The organism is Metabacillus sp. SLBN-84 (assembly GCF_053629595.1).
This window is the reverse complement of sequence record NZ_JBRJIP010000001.1, coordinates 3,610,563-3,628,496: the sequence shown is the minus strand read 5'-3', so window position 1 is coordinate 3,628,496 and position 17,934 is coordinate 3,610,563. Positions and strand designations below refer to the sequence as shown.

Annotated in this window: 15 protein-coding genes; 11 read left to right on the top strand and 4 right to left on the bottom strand. The window is 43.4% G+C overall.

From position 1 onward, the window contains the following. Window positions 1–48 precede the first annotated feature (48 nt). From RKD52_RS18290 to RKD52_RS18275, 4 genes are all read left to right on the top strand, one after another. Entirely contained in the window at window positions 49–1,281 is a 1,233-nt protein-coding gene (locus RKD52_RS18290) for an ABC transporter substrate-binding protein (protein ID WP_454100841.1), read from the top strand. Window positions 1,282–1,323: 42 nt separating this feature from the next. Then, window positions 1,324–2,190 carry a carbohydrate ABC transporter permease gene (locus RKD52_RS18285; protein ID WP_454100840.1) on the top strand — a complete coding sequence of 289 codons (867 nt, stop codon included), beginning with the start codon at window positions 1,324–1,326 and terminating at the stop codon, window positions 2,188–2,190. Next, window positions 2,187–3,008 (top strand): carbohydrate ABC transporter permease, encoded by an 822-nt coding sequence (locus RKD52_RS18280; RefSeq protein WP_454100839.1) that lies wholly within the window; start codon window positions 2,187–2,189, stop codon window positions 3,006–3,008. Before RKD52_RS18285 ends, RKD52_RS18280 begins: the two co-directional genes overlap by 4 nt. A gap of 81 nt (window positions 3,009–3,089) precedes the next feature. Next, complete coding sequence (locus RKD52_RS18275) at window positions 3,090–3,812, top strand: ThuA domain-containing protein (protein ID WP_454100838.1); 723 nt, start codon at window positions 3,090–3,092, stop codon at window positions 3,810–3,812. 1,531 nt (window positions 3,813–5,343) lie between these two features. On the opposite strand, the gene RKD52_RS18270 is transcribed toward RKD52_RS18275, so the two are convergent. Then, window positions 5,344–6,030, bottom strand: coding sequence for a response regulator (locus RKD52_RS18270; RefSeq protein ID WP_454100837.1), 687 nt, complete (start codon window positions 6,028–6,030; stop codon window positions 5,344–5,346). Then, complete coding sequence (locus tag RKD52_RS18265) at window positions 6,031–7,608, bottom strand: ATP-binding protein (protein WP_454100836.1); 1,578 nt, start codon at window positions 7,606–7,608, stop codon at window positions 6,031–6,033. It lies immediately after the preceding gene. A gap of 102 nt (window positions 7,609–7,710) precedes the next feature. Here RKD52_RS18265 and RKD52_RS18260 point away from each other — a divergent pair, with 102 nt between their 5' ends. The 5 genes from RKD52_RS18260 to RKD52_RS18240 all read left to right on the top strand — a co-directional run bounded on the left by RKD52_RS18260 (window position 7,711) and on the right by RKD52_RS18240 (window position 13,272). After that, entirely contained in the window at window positions 7,711–8,742 is a 1,032-nt protein-coding gene (locus tag RKD52_RS18260; protein ID WP_454100835.1) for a DctP family TRAP transporter solute-binding subunit, read from the top strand. A 736-nt stretch (window positions 8,743–9,478) separates the two neighbouring features. After that, entirely contained in the window at window positions 9,479–10,741 is a 1,263-nt protein-coding gene (locus RKD52_RS18255) for a dicarboxylate/amino acid:cation symporter (RefSeq protein ID WP_454100834.1), read from the top strand. 200 nt (window positions 10,742–10,941) lie between these two features. Next, window positions 10,942–11,562: a DUF47 domain-containing protein gene (locus tag RKD52_RS18250; protein ID WP_454100833.1), complete on the top strand. Its 621-nt coding sequence runs from the start codon at window positions 10,942–10,944 to the stop codon at window positions 11,560–11,562. An 11-nt stretch (window positions 11,563–11,573) separates the two neighbouring features. Further along, window positions 11,574–12,572, top strand: a complete 999-nt coding sequence (locus RKD52_RS18245) for an anion permease (protein WP_454100832.1) — start codon at window positions 11,574–11,576, stop codon at window positions 12,570–12,572. 145 nt (window positions 12,573–12,717) lie between these two features. Next, complete coding sequence (locus tag RKD52_RS18240) at window positions 12,718–13,272, top strand: nitroreductase family protein (protein ID WP_454100831.1); 555 nt, start codon at window positions 12,718–12,720, stop codon at window positions 13,270–13,272. A 153-nt stretch (window positions 13,273–13,425) separates the two neighbouring features. On the opposite strand, the gene RKD52_RS18235 is transcribed toward RKD52_RS18240, so the two are convergent. Both RKD52_RS18235 and RKD52_RS18230 read right to left on the bottom strand, forming a co-directional pair. After that, complete coding sequence (locus RKD52_RS18235; RefSeq protein WP_454100830.1) at window positions 13,426–14,193, bottom strand: alpha/beta hydrolase; 768 nt, start codon at window positions 14,191–14,193, stop codon at window positions 13,426–13,428. After that, window positions 14,190–15,431 (bottom strand): M14 family metallopeptidase, encoded by a 1,242-nt coding sequence (locus RKD52_RS18230; protein ID WP_454100829.1) that lies wholly within the window; start codon window positions 15,429–15,431, stop codon window positions 14,190–14,192. Before RKD52_RS18230 ends, RKD52_RS18235 begins: the two co-directional genes overlap by 4 nt. A gap of 122 nt (window positions 15,432–15,553) precedes the next feature. On the opposite strand from RKD52_RS18230, the gene RKD52_RS18225 reads away from it, so the two are divergent. Next, the gene (locus RKD52_RS18225) at window positions 15,554–17,062 is read left to right on the top strand and encodes a methyl-accepting chemotaxis protein (RefSeq protein WP_454100828.1); all 1,509 of its coding nucleotides are present in this window, start codon (window positions 15,554–15,556) and stop codon (window positions 17,060–17,062) included. Between the two features lie 57 nt (window positions 17,063–17,119). Continuing rightward, on the top strand, window positions 17,120–17,710 hold the full coding sequence (locus tag RKD52_RS18220; protein ID WP_369735539.1) for an NAD(P)H-dependent oxidoreductase: 591 nt from the start codon (window positions 17,120–17,122) through the stop codon (window positions 17,708–17,710). Window positions 17,711–17,934: the final 224 nt, after the last annotated feature.

The following is a 17,934-nucleotide window of genomic DNA, read 5'->3' as shown; positions in this document are numbered from 1 at the left end:
ATTGAGTAAACGTTTACTCAAATTAGTTATAACGGGGAGGCGATAGGAATGAAAAAGAAATGGACGATTTTTGCAGCGGGCATGGCGCTCAGCGCATCTATCCTTGCAGGATGTTCACCAGGTGAGAGCGAGGACGGAAAAACGACGCTCACCCTCTTTTCAAATAAGTCAGAGAACATCAATACATATAAGGGCCTGATTGAAGAATTCGAATCAGAAAATCCGGATATCAACGTTAAATTTGATTCTCCTCCTGAGGCAGAAACCGTCCTGCGCACAAAGCTGATCAAAAACGATATTCCGGATGTGATGCTGATTGCTGGGAACGCAACTTACGGGGAGCTTGGGCGAGCAGGTGTGCTTGAGGATTTCAGTGATTCTGACCTGGTCGATTCGGTTCAGCCTTCCTACCTTGAGATGATCAACAGGCTTGTCGGACCTGAAAAAGACGGTGTGTACGGACTTCCGTATGCGACCAATGCAAACACGGTCATCTATAACAAACAAAAATTTGAAGAGCTTGGCCTTGAAGTTCCAAAGACATGGGATGAATTTATCTCCGTTCTTGAAAAATCAAAGGAAGCAGGAGAGGTTCCAATCTATTTTACGCTTAAAGATGCGTGGACGGGCATGATCTCCCTTAACTCACTGGGTGGAGTGCTGGCGGGTGAAGAATTTGCCCAGCAAAAAAGCTCAGGGAAAACGTCTTTTGTCAAAAGCTATGACGAAGTGGCCGATAAACTGCTGACTCTTACCGAATACGGCCACGATGATAACTTCGGTACAGCTTACGGTGATGGAAACAACGCATTCGCAAATGGCGAGGGCGTCATGTACATCCAGGGAAACTGGGCCATCCCGGAGATTTTAAAAGCAAATCCGGAGATGGAGCTTGGCGTCTTCCCGATGCCGGTAACGAACGATCCCGAGAAAAACAAGCTGATTTCCGGAGTTGACGTCCTGCTTTCTGTGAGCAAAGACAGTGAGCACAAGAAAGAAGCAGAGCAGTTCCTGCAGTTTATGCTGGAAAAAGAAACAGCGAAGAAATACATCGATGAACAGAAGGCCTTTTCAGCCATTGAAGGTGTCTATCAGGAAGACCCCGTGTTTGAAGGAATCAAAGAAAACTTTGAGCAGGACAAAATCACAAGCTTCCAGGACCATTACTATCCTGCCGGAATGGGAGCAGAAAACATTCTTCAGGAATTTTTAATCAGCAAAAAGAAAGACGCATTCCTGAAAAAGATGGACAGAGAATGGGAGAAGGTTGAGGACCGCTAAAAGCGGGTCCCGAATCCTAAAGGATTGGAGATGAAAAGCAAGATGGGCAACAAAGAAAAAGTGTTTATGATCATGACTTTACCGGCCGTTCTCCTGTTCTTTATTTTTCACACGTATCCTGCGCTGCAGGGCATCTTCTACAGCTTCACCGACTGGAGAGGCTACGGGGAATGGAATTTTGTCGGCCTGAAAAACTATTTGAACGTCTTTAAAGATGAACGGGCGCTTCACGCATACGGCTTCACGTTTCAGTTTGCGATCATCTCAACGATTCTTGTCAATTTCTTCAGTCTTCTGATCGCGATGGGGCTGAATGCAAAAATTAAGTTCCGCAAGACGCTGAGAGCCGTGTATTTTATGCCTTACATCCTCAGCATTCTGATTGTCGGATTTATCTTCAATTTTATTTTTACACACTTTCTTCCTGATATCGCAGGAGTACTCGGAATGGAAGCACTGTCCAAAAACATTCTTGGCGATCCGAACCTTGCCTGGATAGGGATTGTCATTGTAGCGGTCTGGCAGGCCATTGCATTTAATACGATTCTTTATCTTGCAGGACTTGTTACGATTACAGAAGACCTGTATGAAGCTGCAAGCATCGATGGTGCTGGAATGTGGACGAAGTTCTGGAAGATAACATTCCCGCTGATTGCGCCATTTTTCACCATCAATATGATCCTTTCCATGAAAGGCTTCCTGATGGTGTTTGACCAGATCATCGCGCTTACGGGCGGAGGTCCGGGTCAGTCGACGGAATCGATTTCTCTCCTGATTTACAGAGGCGGATTCCAGGGCGGGGAGTTTGCGTATCAGTCGGCCAATGCCGTGATCTACTTTATCGTCATTGTCGTCTTTTCCATCTTCCAGCTTAAGATTCTTGAAAAAAGAGAGGTGGGGAACGGATGATCAGCAAGAAAACCAACTGGCCAGTGACCATCCTATTGATACTCGGTGCCGTGTTTATCCTGTTTCCGCTGTATCTGACGGTTACGATTGCGTTTAAAACCCCGCAGGAGCTTGCCGGCAATCTGCTTGCTCTGCCGCAGAACTGGTCGCTTGCCAACTTTGCCCAGGCGATTGAAATGACGAATTTCTTCAATGCATTGAAAAACAGCGTGTTTGTCACTGTGCTTGTCGTGATTTTCACGGTTCTTACAAACTCCATGGTCGCCTATGCGATCGCACGCAATATGCATAAGAAGTTTTATAAATTTACGTTTTACTATTTTGTCAGCGCGATGTTTATCCCTTTTCCAATTATCATGCTGCCGATTGTAAGGCAGACTGCCTTGTGGAATATGGATAATCTGATTGGACTTGTGATTCTGTACATTGTCTACAATCTATCGTTTAACATCTTTATTTATGTAGGCTATATCAGGTCGATTCCAAAGGAGCTTGAAGAGGCTGCCATTGTGGACGGTGCGTCAACTTGGGGCGTGTTCTGGAAAGTCATTTTCCCTCTGCTTGCGCCAATGAATGCTACGGTTGCAATCCTGACGTGCCTTGGCGCATGGAATGACTTCCTGCTGCCGCTAGTCGTCCTGAGCGACAGCGACATGGCGACACTGCCACTTGTACAGTATATATTCCAGTCGCAGTTCAGCACAGATTATAATCTCGCATTTGCATCCTACCTTCTGGCTCTGGTCCCGATGATCATCGTTTATGTGTTTGCACAAAAATGGATTATAAGCGGAGTCATGAAAGGATCTATAAAATAATTTTCTCTATTAAGTGAAATTATTGTATATTGGAAAAAGAAAGATTTAATTAACTACTCAAAAAATAAGGAGATTACTACTATGAAAATCACAGTTTGGAACGAAAACAGACACGAACAGAAAAATCCGGTTGTAGCAGACATCTATCCGGAAGGCATTCACGGAGCCATTGCCGGGTTCATGAAAGAAAACGGTTACGACGCTTCAACGGCTACTCTTGATGAGGCTGAGCACGGATTAACAGAAGACGTATTGAACAGCACGGACGTTCTTTTCTGGTGGGGACATCTTGCACACGATGAAGTATCAGATGAAATCGTTGAGCGCGTACAAAAGCGTGTTTTAGAAGGAATGGGGCTTGTCGTTCTTCACTCAGGCCACTTCTCAAAAATCTTCAAAAAGCTTATGGGTACATCGTGCGACCTGAAATGGCGCGAAGCAGATGACAAAGAGCGCCTGTGGGTCGTTGATCCATCTCATCCGATTGCAGAAGGCATCGGCGAGTACATCGAAATCGAAAAAGAAGAAATGTACGGCGAGCACTTCGACATTCCGGCACCGGATCAACTGGTATTTGTCAGCTGGTTTGAAGGCGGAGAAGTCTTCCGTTCAGGCTGCACATACCAAAGAGGAAACGGCAAAATCTTCTACTTCCGTCCGGGACATGAAACATACCCGACTTACCACAACAAAGAAGTACAAAAAGTGCTTGTAAACGCAGCAAAGTGGGCCGCACCTGTGAAACGCGACTACCCGGTTTACGGAAATGCGAAGCCGCTTGAGAAGATTACGGTTAAGGCGTAAAAAGAATAGACTTTCTGCTCCATTATCTTAAATGAGACTGGGGAAAAAGTGAGATAGCACAAGAAAAATCCGGACTGGAATAGGTTCGGATTTTTTTGTGCAAAAGGCAATAATAGCTACTCGGAGTGCTGCCACTTTTTGCGTGATGGCTCCACTATATGTGGCGCTATTCGCAAGAGTACTGTTAAGTTCTTCTTATTCTTACATGTACTTTAAAGAAATCTAACAAACAAGTTTTGTTCTAACGGGTTTGCTTTAGAAGTGAAAAATGAAAATCGAATAGTAATTCTCACACATTTTAACTATCAAAGTGATGTTTTTTCATTTAACTAATTAAAGCAGTACGAAGTAGGATTGTGTTAAAATGGAAATATTAGTTATTCCGTTAAAGGGCAGTTTAATGGAAGAGTGGGTTAAACTTTAGAGAAGATAGGGGAAGCAAATTTTGTTGGTATTTTTACTTCATATTTTAATCAGTTTTATCGTGTTAGGAATAGCATTACTTCTAGCTCAGATAGCGGAATTTAATAGCAGTAGAATGAATAAGATTACTGCTAGAATCTCATTATTTGGTTTGTTATTGGTGGGTACAGGTATATACGTTGGAACTAAATCGTCTCTACATATGTACTTTTATGTAACATTAGTACTTCAATTAATATTACTGTGTATACTTACTCTCATTTACCACCGGTTTAAAAAAGTAGGTCACACAACAATTATAAACATTTGTTAAATATTCTTGGTCGCTATCAGTTATATAGTTTATTTCTATTATATTGTCTCAAGTTTTATCCATTATTAGAAAACAGACGCGATTGTTGCATTGAATATGAATAATTGCTATTTAGCAATCGGGGGCTTTAATGGAATAAGAAAGATAACTCCAATTAATGCTGGAGTACTTTTTTTACTGTGCTGTAGTACTGGTAACTAAATGGCGTGTTAATGTCACACCAATTGTAAAACGTTGCTGTTCAATAAAGTCCTTTTTGGTGGCCAGCCTCTCAGTTTTGGAGGGAATTCCAAAAAAAGACCATAAGCACCACGAACAAAAAATATCCATTTTACTGTAAAGAATGAAACTTTCTTACATCTCCGTTCGTAAATATAATGATTAGACTCTTTGGATGGGGAATGGAAATTGTGACTCGTTTGTTTCCAGCGCTGACTTTTTTGTTATTAATAGTCTTCCCGACGGAATAGTGACTGTAGAATGGAAAGATCAAAAAGAAAAATTGACCTTAACAAAAAGGAAATAGAGGATGTACTTTTTAATGAGTGAGAAAAAAAGAATACGTTTCTTAAAGAGTCACTAAAAGCTTTCAGTGAAGGTTCTGTTTACAATTCTAAACTTAAAGAAGATCAAGGCATTGTAGATAAGCCTGTTCCAGCGCGTTCTGTCTTCAACTATTTAACAGGGCGAAAAAAACTTTCAAAAGTGGAAATCGAAAGAATAAAGAAAGCTGCTAAATATAATAAAAACTTACCAATCTAATTTTTAATAAAGACGCAGGGAGCAACTCCCCGCCTACATCTTCCCCAAAACCACATACTTATTAACAGGCCGTCCGACTCCGCCATACTGAATATCAAGAGAGAGGACGCCCTCTTTTTCCAGGTGCTCCAGATACCGTCTTGCTGTTACTCTCGCGGTACCGACATGTGCGGCGACATCTTCTGCAGATACAGGTTCCTTTTGCCCGTATAGAAAGCCGAGTATTTTTTGAAGGGTAACTTCATGAAGCCCTTTTGGAAGGTCCTGCGCCGCTTTCGGCTCATCCCGCTGAAAGCGGATCGCATCAAGCTCCTTCTGGGTCAGCTGCACTTTTTCATTGATCATCTTCCGGTACTGCAAATAACGGTCGAGCGCTTCTTTGAGCCGTTCGAACTTAAATGGCTTCATCAGGTAGTCGGCAGCGCCGTGCTGAAGAACCTGACGGACTGTCTCCATATCACTTGCAGCCGTAATGGCAATAATGTCAGCTGCGTGACCTTCTTCCCGTATGGCTTTGATTGTGTCAAGCCCGTTCATCTTCGGCATGTACATATCAATCAGCACAAGGTCAGGGGAAAGCTCCCTGACAAGATCCAGTCCTTCCGCTCCATTTGAGGCCATGCCAACCACTTTAAATCCTTTTATCCGGTTTAAAAATTCACGGTTCACTTCCTGAACCATTAAATCATCTTCAATCAGCAGAACGTTCACTTGATCCACTTACATCTCCTCCATCTGAAAAGTGACAGTAAAGCTTGTTCCCGCACCTTCTTCTGATTCTGCCTGAATGCTGCCGTTTGCCTGGTGAATAAGCTGCCGGACCATATAGAGTCCAATGCCGCGCTCATTTCCTCCTTTTGTTGAAAAGCCCTGATCAAAAATAAAAGGAAGATCCTGTTCACGAATTCCGCTTCCATTGTCCTCTACAATAAGGATCAACTGCCCTGAAACTTGTTCCAGGCTGACAAAGATTCGCGGCTTGGAACACTCTCCGTGCTGAAAGGAGTCAAAAGCATTTTCGATCAGGTTTCCGATAATAAGAACAAGATCGTGATGGTCGATTCGGGGAGGGAAAAGTTCAAATCTGCTGCTTCGGTCAATTTCTACCGCAATGCCAAGTTCTTTTCCGCGGCGGATTTTGCTCAGCAACAGACCCGCGATGCTTTCATCTTTTATGTTCCTGTTCAGGAACTGAATCAGTTCGTCCTGTTCTTCAGTCGTTTGAAAAACAAACTGCAGCGCCTTTTCATAATTGCCGAGCTGGATTAAGCCTGCAATCGTATGAAGTTTATTGTTGTATTCATGATTCTGAACTCGTAAAGCGTTTACAAATGCCCGTACGCCTGTCAGTTCTTCTGCCATCTTTTTCACTTCTGTACGGTCCTGAAAAATGGCGACAGCGCCAATCGTTTCTCCGTTTACTTTAATTGGCACACGGTTGCTCAGAATGTTCAGGTTATGGACGTTCAGCTCCTTGCTGTAGATGCCGTGATCAAGCTCAAGGATTTCGGGCAGTGCGGTGTCCGGTATCACATCACGGATGGATCTGCCTGTAACGTCTCCTTCGATTCGCATCATGCTCCTTGCTTTCTTGTTAAAGATAGTGATGTTTTCATCTGTATCAATGGCAATGACGCCTTCATGCATCGCGTTGAAGGTTTCCGTCCGTTCAACAAGCAGCCTCGCAATCTCATGCGGCTCAAGCTTAAACATCTGCCTTTTGATCTGCCTGGCAAGAATCCAGGCGCCCCAGCCTCCAAAGAGAAGAGAAAGCCCTGAGGTGATCGCAATTTCAAACGCCAGGTTTTCAAGTACTTCGGTGAACGACGGCACTTTGTAGCCAGCCAGTACGACGCCGATCTGCTCGTGCGCATCATTCATGACAGGAACAAATGCCCTCATCACGGTTCCGATTTCGCCCTTTGCTTTTGACGTATAGGAATGCTCGGCGAAAGCGGGTCCTTCGTCCGCCCCTTCAGAAACGGTGCCGATCCTCTCGTGTACGGGATGCGTCAGTCTTATTCGGTCCATATTCATCACGACAATATAGTTGGCGTTGTTGATGACCCTTAAGCGGTCGATCACTTCATTCAAGCCGCCGTCATCCTGTTCAAGAGCTTCTTTTACTTCAGGAAGCTCGGCAATCGTCTGGGCCGTGACAAACGAACGGGCCTTCAGTTCCTCTTCCTTTCCGCTGATGTAATTTCCAATCAGCACGATGCCTGCGAGAAAAAGAGAAAACCCGAGGATAAAGAAAATCAGCCCTGTAATTTTCCATAGAATTGATATGCGTTTCATAGCGGCTCCTCATTTTCAGAACAGTAAAATATCTTTTATTTTAACATGAGTAAAAAACTCGTGATACAATGAATCTACTAAATGACTGAAATGGTGAAAAAAATGAAATGGTTTATTAGTGCAAGTGTGCTTACTGTGCTGATTTTGATTGCCTTGTTTTCCCATGACTCCATGGAAGCACTGCAGGAAGATGACGAACAGAAGGGGCTGAGCGACCAGATTGTGATCAAGTTCAGTCACGTTGTGGCTGAAAATACGCCAAAAGGACTTGCAGCGGAAAAATTTGCAGAACTCATTGCCAAACGGACGGACGGGAAAATCAAGGTAGAGATTTTCCCAAATGAAATCATGTATTCAGACGAACAGGAGCTTGCCGCTTTGAAAAGGGGAGATGTTCAGATGATTGCGCCTTCCTACTCAAAAATGACCGAGGTTATCCCTGAGTGGCAGGTGCTTGATCTTCCTTTTCTTTTCAGGAGCGAAGAGCATGTAGAAGCGGTTTACACAGGAGAAATTGGGGAACGTCTCCTTAGCAGGCTCGAAGAGGAGAACATGAAAGGCCTTGCGCTATGGGGGAACGGCTTCAAACAGATGACAAGCAGCAGCGGGACACTGATTCAGCCGGAGGATTTTGCCGGACAGCGTTTCAGAATTATGCCGAGCGATACGATTGCAAAACAGTTTGAACTCCTCGGCGGAATCCCAAAGGCGGCCTCATTTAATGATGTCTACATCGCACTTGAAGGAAACGAATTTGACGGACAGGAAAACACAATCTCAAATATTTATTCCAAAGGCTTTTACCGCCTCCAGAAAAATATGACCCTTTCCAATCACGGGTACCTCGGGTATTCCGTTCTCATGAACAAAGAATTTTGGAACAGTCTCGATCCTGAGCTTCAGATTCAAATAGAAAAAGCCATGAAGGACACAACAAAATGGATGCTATCAGAATCAAAAGAAATGAATGAATCCCAGCTCCGGAGAATGAGGGAAAACTCAAAGCTCGGCATTCATGAACTCAGCCCGGATGAAAGAAAAGAGTGGGAAAAGGTGTTCGAGCCACTCTATCAATCTTATATTGAACGCTATGGAGATGAGTGGATAGAGGATATACGGAAGGCTGGAAAATAAAGAAGATATGGACGTCCTAACAGGGGGCGTCTTTATTTTGTATTTGAAGCCGAGTTAATAGTGCCATCAAAGGGTTGGGGTTGAAGGTTTGATGGTTCTAAAGCGAGTTAATGGTGTCATCAATGTGTTGTGATTGAGGTTTGATGGTTCTGAACTAAGTTAATAGTGTCATCAAAAGTGTCAGATTGATTGCTTGATGGTTTCAAACCGGATTTTCAGTGCCGTCAAAGGCGTGTAGGACCACAGATCTAAACGAGCGATTCCGCATTTCGTATTGTCCAGCTCCATCGCTCAACTCCTCTGTCAGAACGGAACCATCGGCAAAGGCAAAAAGCGCCTTTACCGCTGTTTCCTTATCTGACTCCCGGAGCTAAACGAGCGATTCCGCTTTTCTTGTCCTAGTCCTTCCGTCAGAACAAAATCCCCGAAAAAGGCAAACCCGGCCTTTTCCGGTGATTTCTTTTCTGCCTGTCAGGCCTGAACAGTCGGCTCCGCTTTTCCGCATTCCAGCTCCATCGCTCAACTCCTCTGTCAGAACGGAACCATCGGCAAAGGCAAAAAGCGCCTTTACCGCTGTTTCCTTATCTGACTCCCGGAGCTAAACGAGCGATTCCGCTTTTCTGGTGACCACAAAGACCAAAACGAACTTTACGTTCTAAAGCTTTTGTTGTGGAAATGTTCAGTTATTATAAGGATTATATTGTAAGCGCTAACAAAGGTTAAGGGGTGGGTGCAGGTGAAGGTTAATTTCAAGAATTTGACGGTTCAGGTTGTGATCGGGATTGTTTTGGGGATTGCTGTTGGGTTTTTGTTTCCGGCTTTTGGGATTGAGCTGAAGGTTCTGGCTGATGTGTTTATTAAGATGATCAAGATGGTGATTGCACCGATTATTTTCTTTACAGTGGTCATCGGAATCGGCAGCATGGGGGATTTGAAGAAGGTCGGACGAATCGGCGGAAAGGCTCTTTTGTACTTTGAGATTGTAACAACTTTTGCGCTTGCGATCGGGATTATCGTCGTCGGAATTGTAAAGCCGGGTGAAGGTTTTAATACGGACGCGGTTGAAGGCGGGGATGTTTCCCAGTATACGGAGCAGGCGGAAGAGACGAGTCACGGTTTTGTTGATTTTGTTGTAGGAATTATTCCGGAGAACGTTGTAGGCGCCATGGCGGAGGGAGAGCTTCTTCCTATTTTATTCTTCGCGGTTCTGTTCGGAGTATCGATGGCGGCTGTTGGTGAAAAGGCCAAGCCGGTTGTACAGCTTTTTGAGAGGCTGACAGACATTTTCTTCGGCGTCGTCAACATGATTATGAAGGTTTCTCCGTTTGCAGCTTTCGGAGCGATGGCGTATACAATCGGCCAGTTTGGCATCGGTTCGCTTGTTGCTCTCGGGAAGCTGATGGGGTCCGTTTACATCACGATGTTCTTCTTTATTATCCTGGTGCTCGGAGCCATTGCAAAATACTACGGTTTCAGCATCTTTAAGTTTATCGCATTTATTAAGGAAGAAATTCTTCTTGTTCTCGGTACATCTTCATCAGAATCAGCCCTGCCGAAAATGATGGAGAAGATGGAAAAGTACGGCTGTTCAAAATCGGTTGTCGGTCTTGTTATCCCTACAGGATACTCCTTCAACCTTGACGGAACTTCCATTTATCTCTCAATGGCAGCGATGTTCATTGCCCAGGCATATGGAATTGACTTGAGCATCTGGCAGCAGCTGACCCTTCTTGGTATTTTGATGCTCACGTCTAAGGGCGCTGCAGGAGTAACAGGTTCAGGATTTATCACACTTGCAGCAACACTCGCAGCTTTCCCGATGATTCCTGTTGAAGGAATGGCGCTGCTGCTTGGTGTCGACCGTTTTATGTCTGAAGCGCGTGCGATTACAAATCTAATTGGCAACGGTGTAGCGACAGTAGCTGTTTCTAAAATGGAGAATGAGTTCCATCCTCCAAAAGATCACTCTGATTCAGCTCCAATCTCTATTGCCAAGTAAAAAAAGCGGACTTGTTCCGCTTTTTTTTTTGCGCATCAAAAAAACATAACATATGAATACTTTGCTAATATTAATTGTTTGTAAAGAAATTGTTAAAATTAACGACAAAGTCTTTTCTGATTCGACATAAAGATATATACTTTCTAAGTTGTAAAAAATAGAGAGAAAACAACTAATACGGCTCCTTGGAGGAAAAAGAAATGGCTATCAAAAGAAGAAAAGATAAGTTTTCTGAAATGTTAAGTCAAATATCTGAGAACTTAAAAGAGACAGGTCAATACTTTTATGATTACAAAATCAAAAACGGCAACGACCTGAAAGTGTTCTCGGACACAATTAAAGAGTATGAATCAAAAGGTGATTCATATGTACACACCATTATTATGGAGCTTAATAAAGCTTTCATTACACCAATTGAGCGTGAAGACATTCTTCAGCTTGCCATGATCATGGACGATGTTTTGGATGGCATCGAGCATTCAGCAGCTCTTTTCGAAATGTATTCTGTCACACAGCCTACAGAGTATATGGTTAAGTTTGTTGACACAATCAATGAGTGTACAATTGAAATTGCAAAAGCGATTGATCTGCTTTCAAATAAAAAGCTGATTGATATCCGCACACATGCGATTAAATTGAAAGAACTTGAATCAAACTGTGATAACTACCTGCGCACAGCTGTTAAAAACTTATTTGCAACAGAAAAAGATCCAATTAAAATTATTCAGCATAAAGAGATTTATGAAACTTTAGAAGAGATTGCTGATAGCTGCCAGGGTGTAGCCAACACACTTGAAACTATCATCATGAAAAACGCGTAAGAGGCGATTATATGGATACAATTCTGATTCTAACCATACTTATCGTTATTTTTGCCCTGGCGTTTGACTTTATTAACGGATTTCATGATACGGCAAATGCAATCGCAACGTCAGTTTCGACGAAAGCACTGAAGCCAAGACAGGCGATTATTCTGGCATCTGTCATGAACTTCGTCGGTGCGATGACTTTTACAGGTGTCGCGAAAACAATTACGAAAGACATCGTTGATCCATTTACGCTTCAAAATGGTTCGGTCGTTATTCTGGCAGCATTAATTGCGGCCATCACTTGGAACCTAATCACATGGTATTACGGAATTCCAAGCAGTTCGTCGCATGCGATTATCGGTTCAATTGCAGGTGCTGCTATTGCAGCAGCGGGTTTCAGCTCCCTGAACTATACCGGGTTCCTGAAAATCCTTCAGGCCCTGATCCTGTCTCCGATTCTTGCATTTGTCGTCGGTTATATCGTTTACAGCATTTTTAAAGTCGTTTTTAAAAACAACAACCTGACGAAAACAAACCGCAACTTCCGTGCAATCCAAGTGGCAACAGCAGCGCTGCAGTCCTATACGCACGGAACGAACGATGCCCAAAAGGCAATGGGTATTATCACTATGGCCCTTATTGCAGGAAATCTGCAGAGCACGACTGATATCCAGTGGTGGGTTCAGTTCTCCTGTGCACTTGCAATGGGTCTTGGTACAAGCGTCGGCGGATGGAAAATCATTAAAACCGTTGGCGGTAAAATTATGAAAATCCGTCCAGTTAACGGAGTTGCAGCTGACCTTACAGGTGCTGCCGTTATCTTTGGTGCTTCCATCATACATTTGCCTGTAAGTACAACTCACGTTATCTCATCTTCCATTCTGGGTGTAGGTTCTGCACACAGACTGAAAGGCGTAAAATGGGGAACGGCCAAAACAATGATCATTACTTGGTTCATTACTTTGCCGATCTCGGCAACACTTGCAGCAATTTCTTATTATATTTTGAATTTATTCTTCTAATAATCGTATCCTCCGGTTTTCCGGAGGATATTTTTTGTTTCATCAGCAAATACCTGCATCATGTGTTTTCATAGCTGATTGACTCACGGAACGGGCAGTGATATAGTCGTGATAGTGAAAATCATTATCAATTGGAGGCTGTACTATGATTAAGAGTCGCTCTTCTGTTTCCTCAATAATCCGTGAAAGAACGTCCATAAAAACAAATTACCTTCCAAAAGAAGTGGAAGAAGAAACCGTTATATCTCTATTAAATGATGCTGTCTGGGCACCGACCCACGGTCTCAGAGAACCGTGGAGATTTATTTTTGTAAGCGGAGAGAGAAAAACTTTTTTCATTGAGGCTGTTCTTTCCTGCCTGGATGCCAAGAATCAGGAAAAAATGAGAGGGAACTTAATGGATGTGCCTGCCTTTTTGATAGCAGTTATGCCGGAAGACCCGCGCCAGAAAATCTGGGAAGAGGATTTTGCAGCCGTTTGTACACTGATACAAAATCTGCAGCTCCTGGGGTGGGAAAATGAACTCGGCATGGTCTGGAAAACGCCGAACCATATGTATGACCCTAGATTCCGACGTGCAATAGGGGTTCAAAATGGCGAGAAAGTTGTTGGTATCCTCCAGCTTGGCTATTTTGATCCGGTCCAGCATGTGAAAGAACGAAAAAGGACCTGCGTATCTGAAAAATGGACATCATTCTAATAAACTGAAAGAAGAAAAGGGTGAATTTGAGGATCTAGTCAAATTCACCCTTTTCTATTTTCTAAGTCGATGGCAGAAATTTTTAAAGAACCGGAAGCCTTTGTAACCTGTTACCAGGATGTTATGCAGTTCGGTTTATCCCAGCCCTATTTTTTACGTGTACAGATAATCGAGAATGTCAGGCACCCGTTTTCTCCAGGCCGCTTCATTATGCTCAGCGTCCTGTACAATGTCGTAACGGCAGTTCTCAATCCTTTCTTTCAGCAGCGCATAGACGCTGTCGCTTGAATCAATGTAATCCTGCCAGCGGACAGAAGCCGTGCCCTCTTTCGTGCCGACATCCATATAAAAGCGCTCAATGGAAGAGAGGTCGCTTTCTTTAATCAGCTTTTCAAGCTCGGCCTGGTTAAACCAGTAAGCAGAAGAGACTGAGGCAATTCTTCTGAAAATGTGAGGATACTTGCAGGCGGCATATGTTGAAATGAGACCGCCCATTGAGCTTCCGGCCATTGCCGTTTCATCCGGCTGTGTCCGGTATTTGCCGTCTATGAAAGGCTTAAGCTCACTTACGATGAAATCAATGTAAGCTTCTCCTTTTCCGCCAAGCTCACCCGGTTCCCCGATCAGATCTTTTGCAAGGGTATGATTCACCCATGGTCCGTACTCATCAAAACGGCCATATCCCTCATGATTGCAGTCAATGCCAACAACGATAAGATTCTTGCCTGTTTCTTCAAGGTGCTCTTTTAAACCCCAGCTTACTCCAAAGCTTGCTTTGCTGTCTTCAAACAGGTTCTGTCCGTCGTGCATGTAGAGGACTGGATAGGAATCGCTGCCTTCGCTGTAAGATTCAGGCAGAAAAACAGTGACTTGTCGCTTTAGATCAAAGGCTGAAATGGTTACTTTAAATGTTTCGATCATTTTTCTATCTCCTCTTCACGAAGGATGTTCTTATAGGCTAAAACGCCATTTACAGCATCTTTAAAATCGGCAGCTGCTTTTTTCCGCCACTTTTCTTCAGACGGATAAAACAGTTCCAGGTAGCGATTATGTATAATTTCTTCTGACTTTTTGCTGCCCGCCTGATTAAAATACAGCTGGTTTTCTTCGATTGTCCGTTTAAGAGACTGAATGGAAGCAACAGTGCCATCCCCAAGAGTGCCGAATTCAAACGTAGTGGAATAGAGCTCTTTTTCTGGGGCAAGGTCTTCTTTTAATGTGTAAAAATACTCTGTCATGTCACCGTTTGTCACATAGTAATCTTCTGAATCCGGAGTGAAAACGAGAGGATAATTGAATGCCTTCTCTGCTTCTTTTTCTGTCATGGTTTCTTTTGATGAGCTGAAAATGCTCATTTGATAGCGGGGACCGTATCCTGTATGAAGATCAATGTGAATGATCTTTTTGTAGCCGCTTTTCAAAATATCTGCAAATGCGCCTTTCATATAGGCTGTAGATGGCTCGTCTTTCGTACCGCCGTAATAGACTCCTTTGGGATATGCATACTGGCCTGTCAGAAGCGCCTGTTCGATTGCAGACGTTCCACTCGTCACTGCCCGCACTGCAAGCCTGGAATAAAAGCCTGCATCATGCAGCAGCATGTGGCCGACCTTCGTTTCGCTTTCAAAAAAGTCGTTCAGCTCCTCATAATCTTTGTTCTGACTGAGGTCAAAGCTGTTCCAGTCATAGACAAAATTCCTGTTCAAATCCACGTTGTGTTCATTATAGCGGCGTTCATTTTTCATTCCCCACGGATTTACGGCATGAACGATATGCAGGCCGGTTGTCTTTTCATCTAATTTTCCTGCAATCTCGCTGACAAAAATGGACTGCATCGCGCTCCCGGCATAGCCTTCGATTCCGTGCACGCCTCCGGTGAGCACAATAAGATTTTCTTTTTCTTCTGTTGCATCCGCCTTGATTGAATCTATTGTTTCTTTTTCATTCAGGCTGAAGGATTCGTGCCGGACATTCGTCCATTTAGGTTTCAGGACGTTCTCGTATGATAAAAAAGTCTGCCTGGATTCATCATACGACTCTGGAAAGGTTCCTTCCAGTGAGTGACTTTCCCGCTGATTAAGTGACTGAACCGCTTTCGGATAAATGAAAACGAGTAAAACGGCTGCTGCTGTAAGAATGATGATTCCCTTTTTTAGCATCGTACCTATTCCTCCGTGTTTCTTTTTTCTCTCTATCATTATATTGGAAAATTTTCTGAAAGAGTAGAAGTTTGGAAAATTATGACGAAATATAAGGAAGAGAGACCAGGAGGAGGAAAAAGATGGATGTACTATCATTGAAGAAAAGCAACGAAGAAAATGTGAATGCTACTCTGATAAAAGTGTTTGCGGCTGCAGCCATTGTTCTGGCGCTGAACAATGTTTTTCAGATAGCTATGTACGGATTTCCGGAACTGAGGGCAATAAATATAGCTTACCAGCTTTTCTTTACTCTGTTTTTAATACCTGTTATTTATTACAAGTTTTCTAAAAAGAAAGCCCGGTTTAAAGCTTTATCGATCGGCAGCATGATCGTATTTGCCTTTGTCCTGCATACTGATTCGTGGGTAAACGTGCCGTTCGTCTGGCTGATACCGCTTGGAATTGCGGGACTGTATGCTGATTACCGGCTGATGAAAAGAACATTCACAGCGCTGATACCGCTCCTGATTGGCGCCCAATTTTCCCACTTGTGGCTTGCTGATAAGCTGATCATTGAAACCAGTTTAAACCGGTCGGTGCTTACTGCTGTTTACTATGGAATCCAATTTATCCTTATTGGGATTCTTCTTATAAACGGTACAAAAAGGTTTTCGGTGATGCTGAATGAAAGTGAAGCTTTAAAGGTTCAGCTTAATGGACTGCTGGATTCCGTTCAGGAGTCTGCAGGGCAGCTTTCAGAGCATGTTTCCCACTTGAATCAAACCGTTTCAGATTCCAACAGCGGTGTCATCGAGGTGAACCAGTCCATTCAAGCCATACACCAGGACTCACAGTATTTGTATAAAACAATGGACGGAGCTGTGTCGGAAGTCACCAGCATGTATGAACGGCTTGAGCATTCGCTGATTTTCACAAAGCAGCTGGACAGCAATGTAGATGATGCGATGGAAATGATTGAATCAAACAAAGCGAATTTGAAAAAAACGGTAGAATCAATCGATCAAATTAAACATTCTTCCTCAATGTCAATGGATAATGTTCAAATCCTTGCCCGAAAGACGAATGAAGTGGAATCTGTGATGGAACACATTCAGGCGATTGCAGACCAGACGAATTTGCTTGCTCTAAATGCAGCGATTGAAGCCGCGCGTGCCGGAGAACATGGCAAAGGTTTTGCAGTGGTGGCAAGTGAAGTCCGCAAGCTTGCTGAACAATCATCAAACTCATCGGTCATGATTCAAACCATTCTTCAGGAAATACTCGCTGCAAAAGATCATGTCATCGGAGGCCTTCATCATACTGAATCCATTGTTAAGAGCAGTGTTATATCAATTTTAAATGCAGCAGATGACTTTGACAGAATGATTTCCCTTCAAGAAGGAAACAATCAGCATCTTCATGAATTGGTAAATGCTATTGAGGAACTTCAGCTCAAAGGCAACAGTGTGAAGACCGGAATCAGCCAGCTCAGGGCACAGTACAGCGGAAACGAAGACAGAATTTCTGAAGTGGCATCTGTCATGGAACAGATGAGTGCATCTCTTCAGGAGATTGCCTCATTTGCTGAAGTGGTTGATGAAAAAGCGGCAATGCTTTATACCGCAGCAGAAGAAAAAAGCGCAGGTTAAATTCATACTTTTTTATTCTCTGTAAATACTAGTAAAAAAGGAATTCAGGAGAAAAAAATGAATGTATTGATTATTCTCGCGCATCCAAATCCGGAAAGCTACAATGCGGCTATTTGCGACGCTGCCGAACAGGAATTCAAAGACAAACAGTATAATGTGCGCAAACGGGATTTGTACCGTATGAATTTTAATCCTATCTTAACTGAAAACAGCTATTCTCACTTTTATCAGGATAAGATTCCTGCCGACGTACAGGCTGAACAGAAAGATATAACATGGGCTGATTTTCTTGTCTTTGTTTATCCTACATGGTGGTCCGGAATGCCGGCGATCATGAAAGGCTATTTTGACAGAGTGTTTACGAACGGCTTTGCATTCAGATATTCAGATGAAGGGCCGGTAGGACTGCTTAAGGGCAAACAGGCCCTCATTTTTCAGACAACCGGACTTCCGGAAAAAGTACTGAAGCCGCCGCAAATCACCATGGCTATCCAGGCAGCATTTGATATCGGGATTATGAATTTCTGCGGTATCGAGGTCCTGGCCCATAAGTTCTTGTACAGTGTCGAATACATCGATGAAGAAACGAGAAAAGTCATGCTGAATGAAGTGAAGGAAGTTGTTGAAATGGTGGGACAGCAGCAATAGGGAAGACCTCTCATATGAGAGGTCTTTTTTTTCGTATACACGGCAAAAAAAAATTTTCCCCCGCAGGCATTTTCCTCTTAAAAACCCAAAATTCGTCATGAGCCTAAATCTTTCGTCCAGTTTAGCAGCGTAAAGAGAACCTCTTTTTCTGTCCAAAGTCTCAGTCCTGTCTCCCGCAACAGGTTCTGCAGTAGGATTTCCATGTTGTGAAAACCTTTGCAATA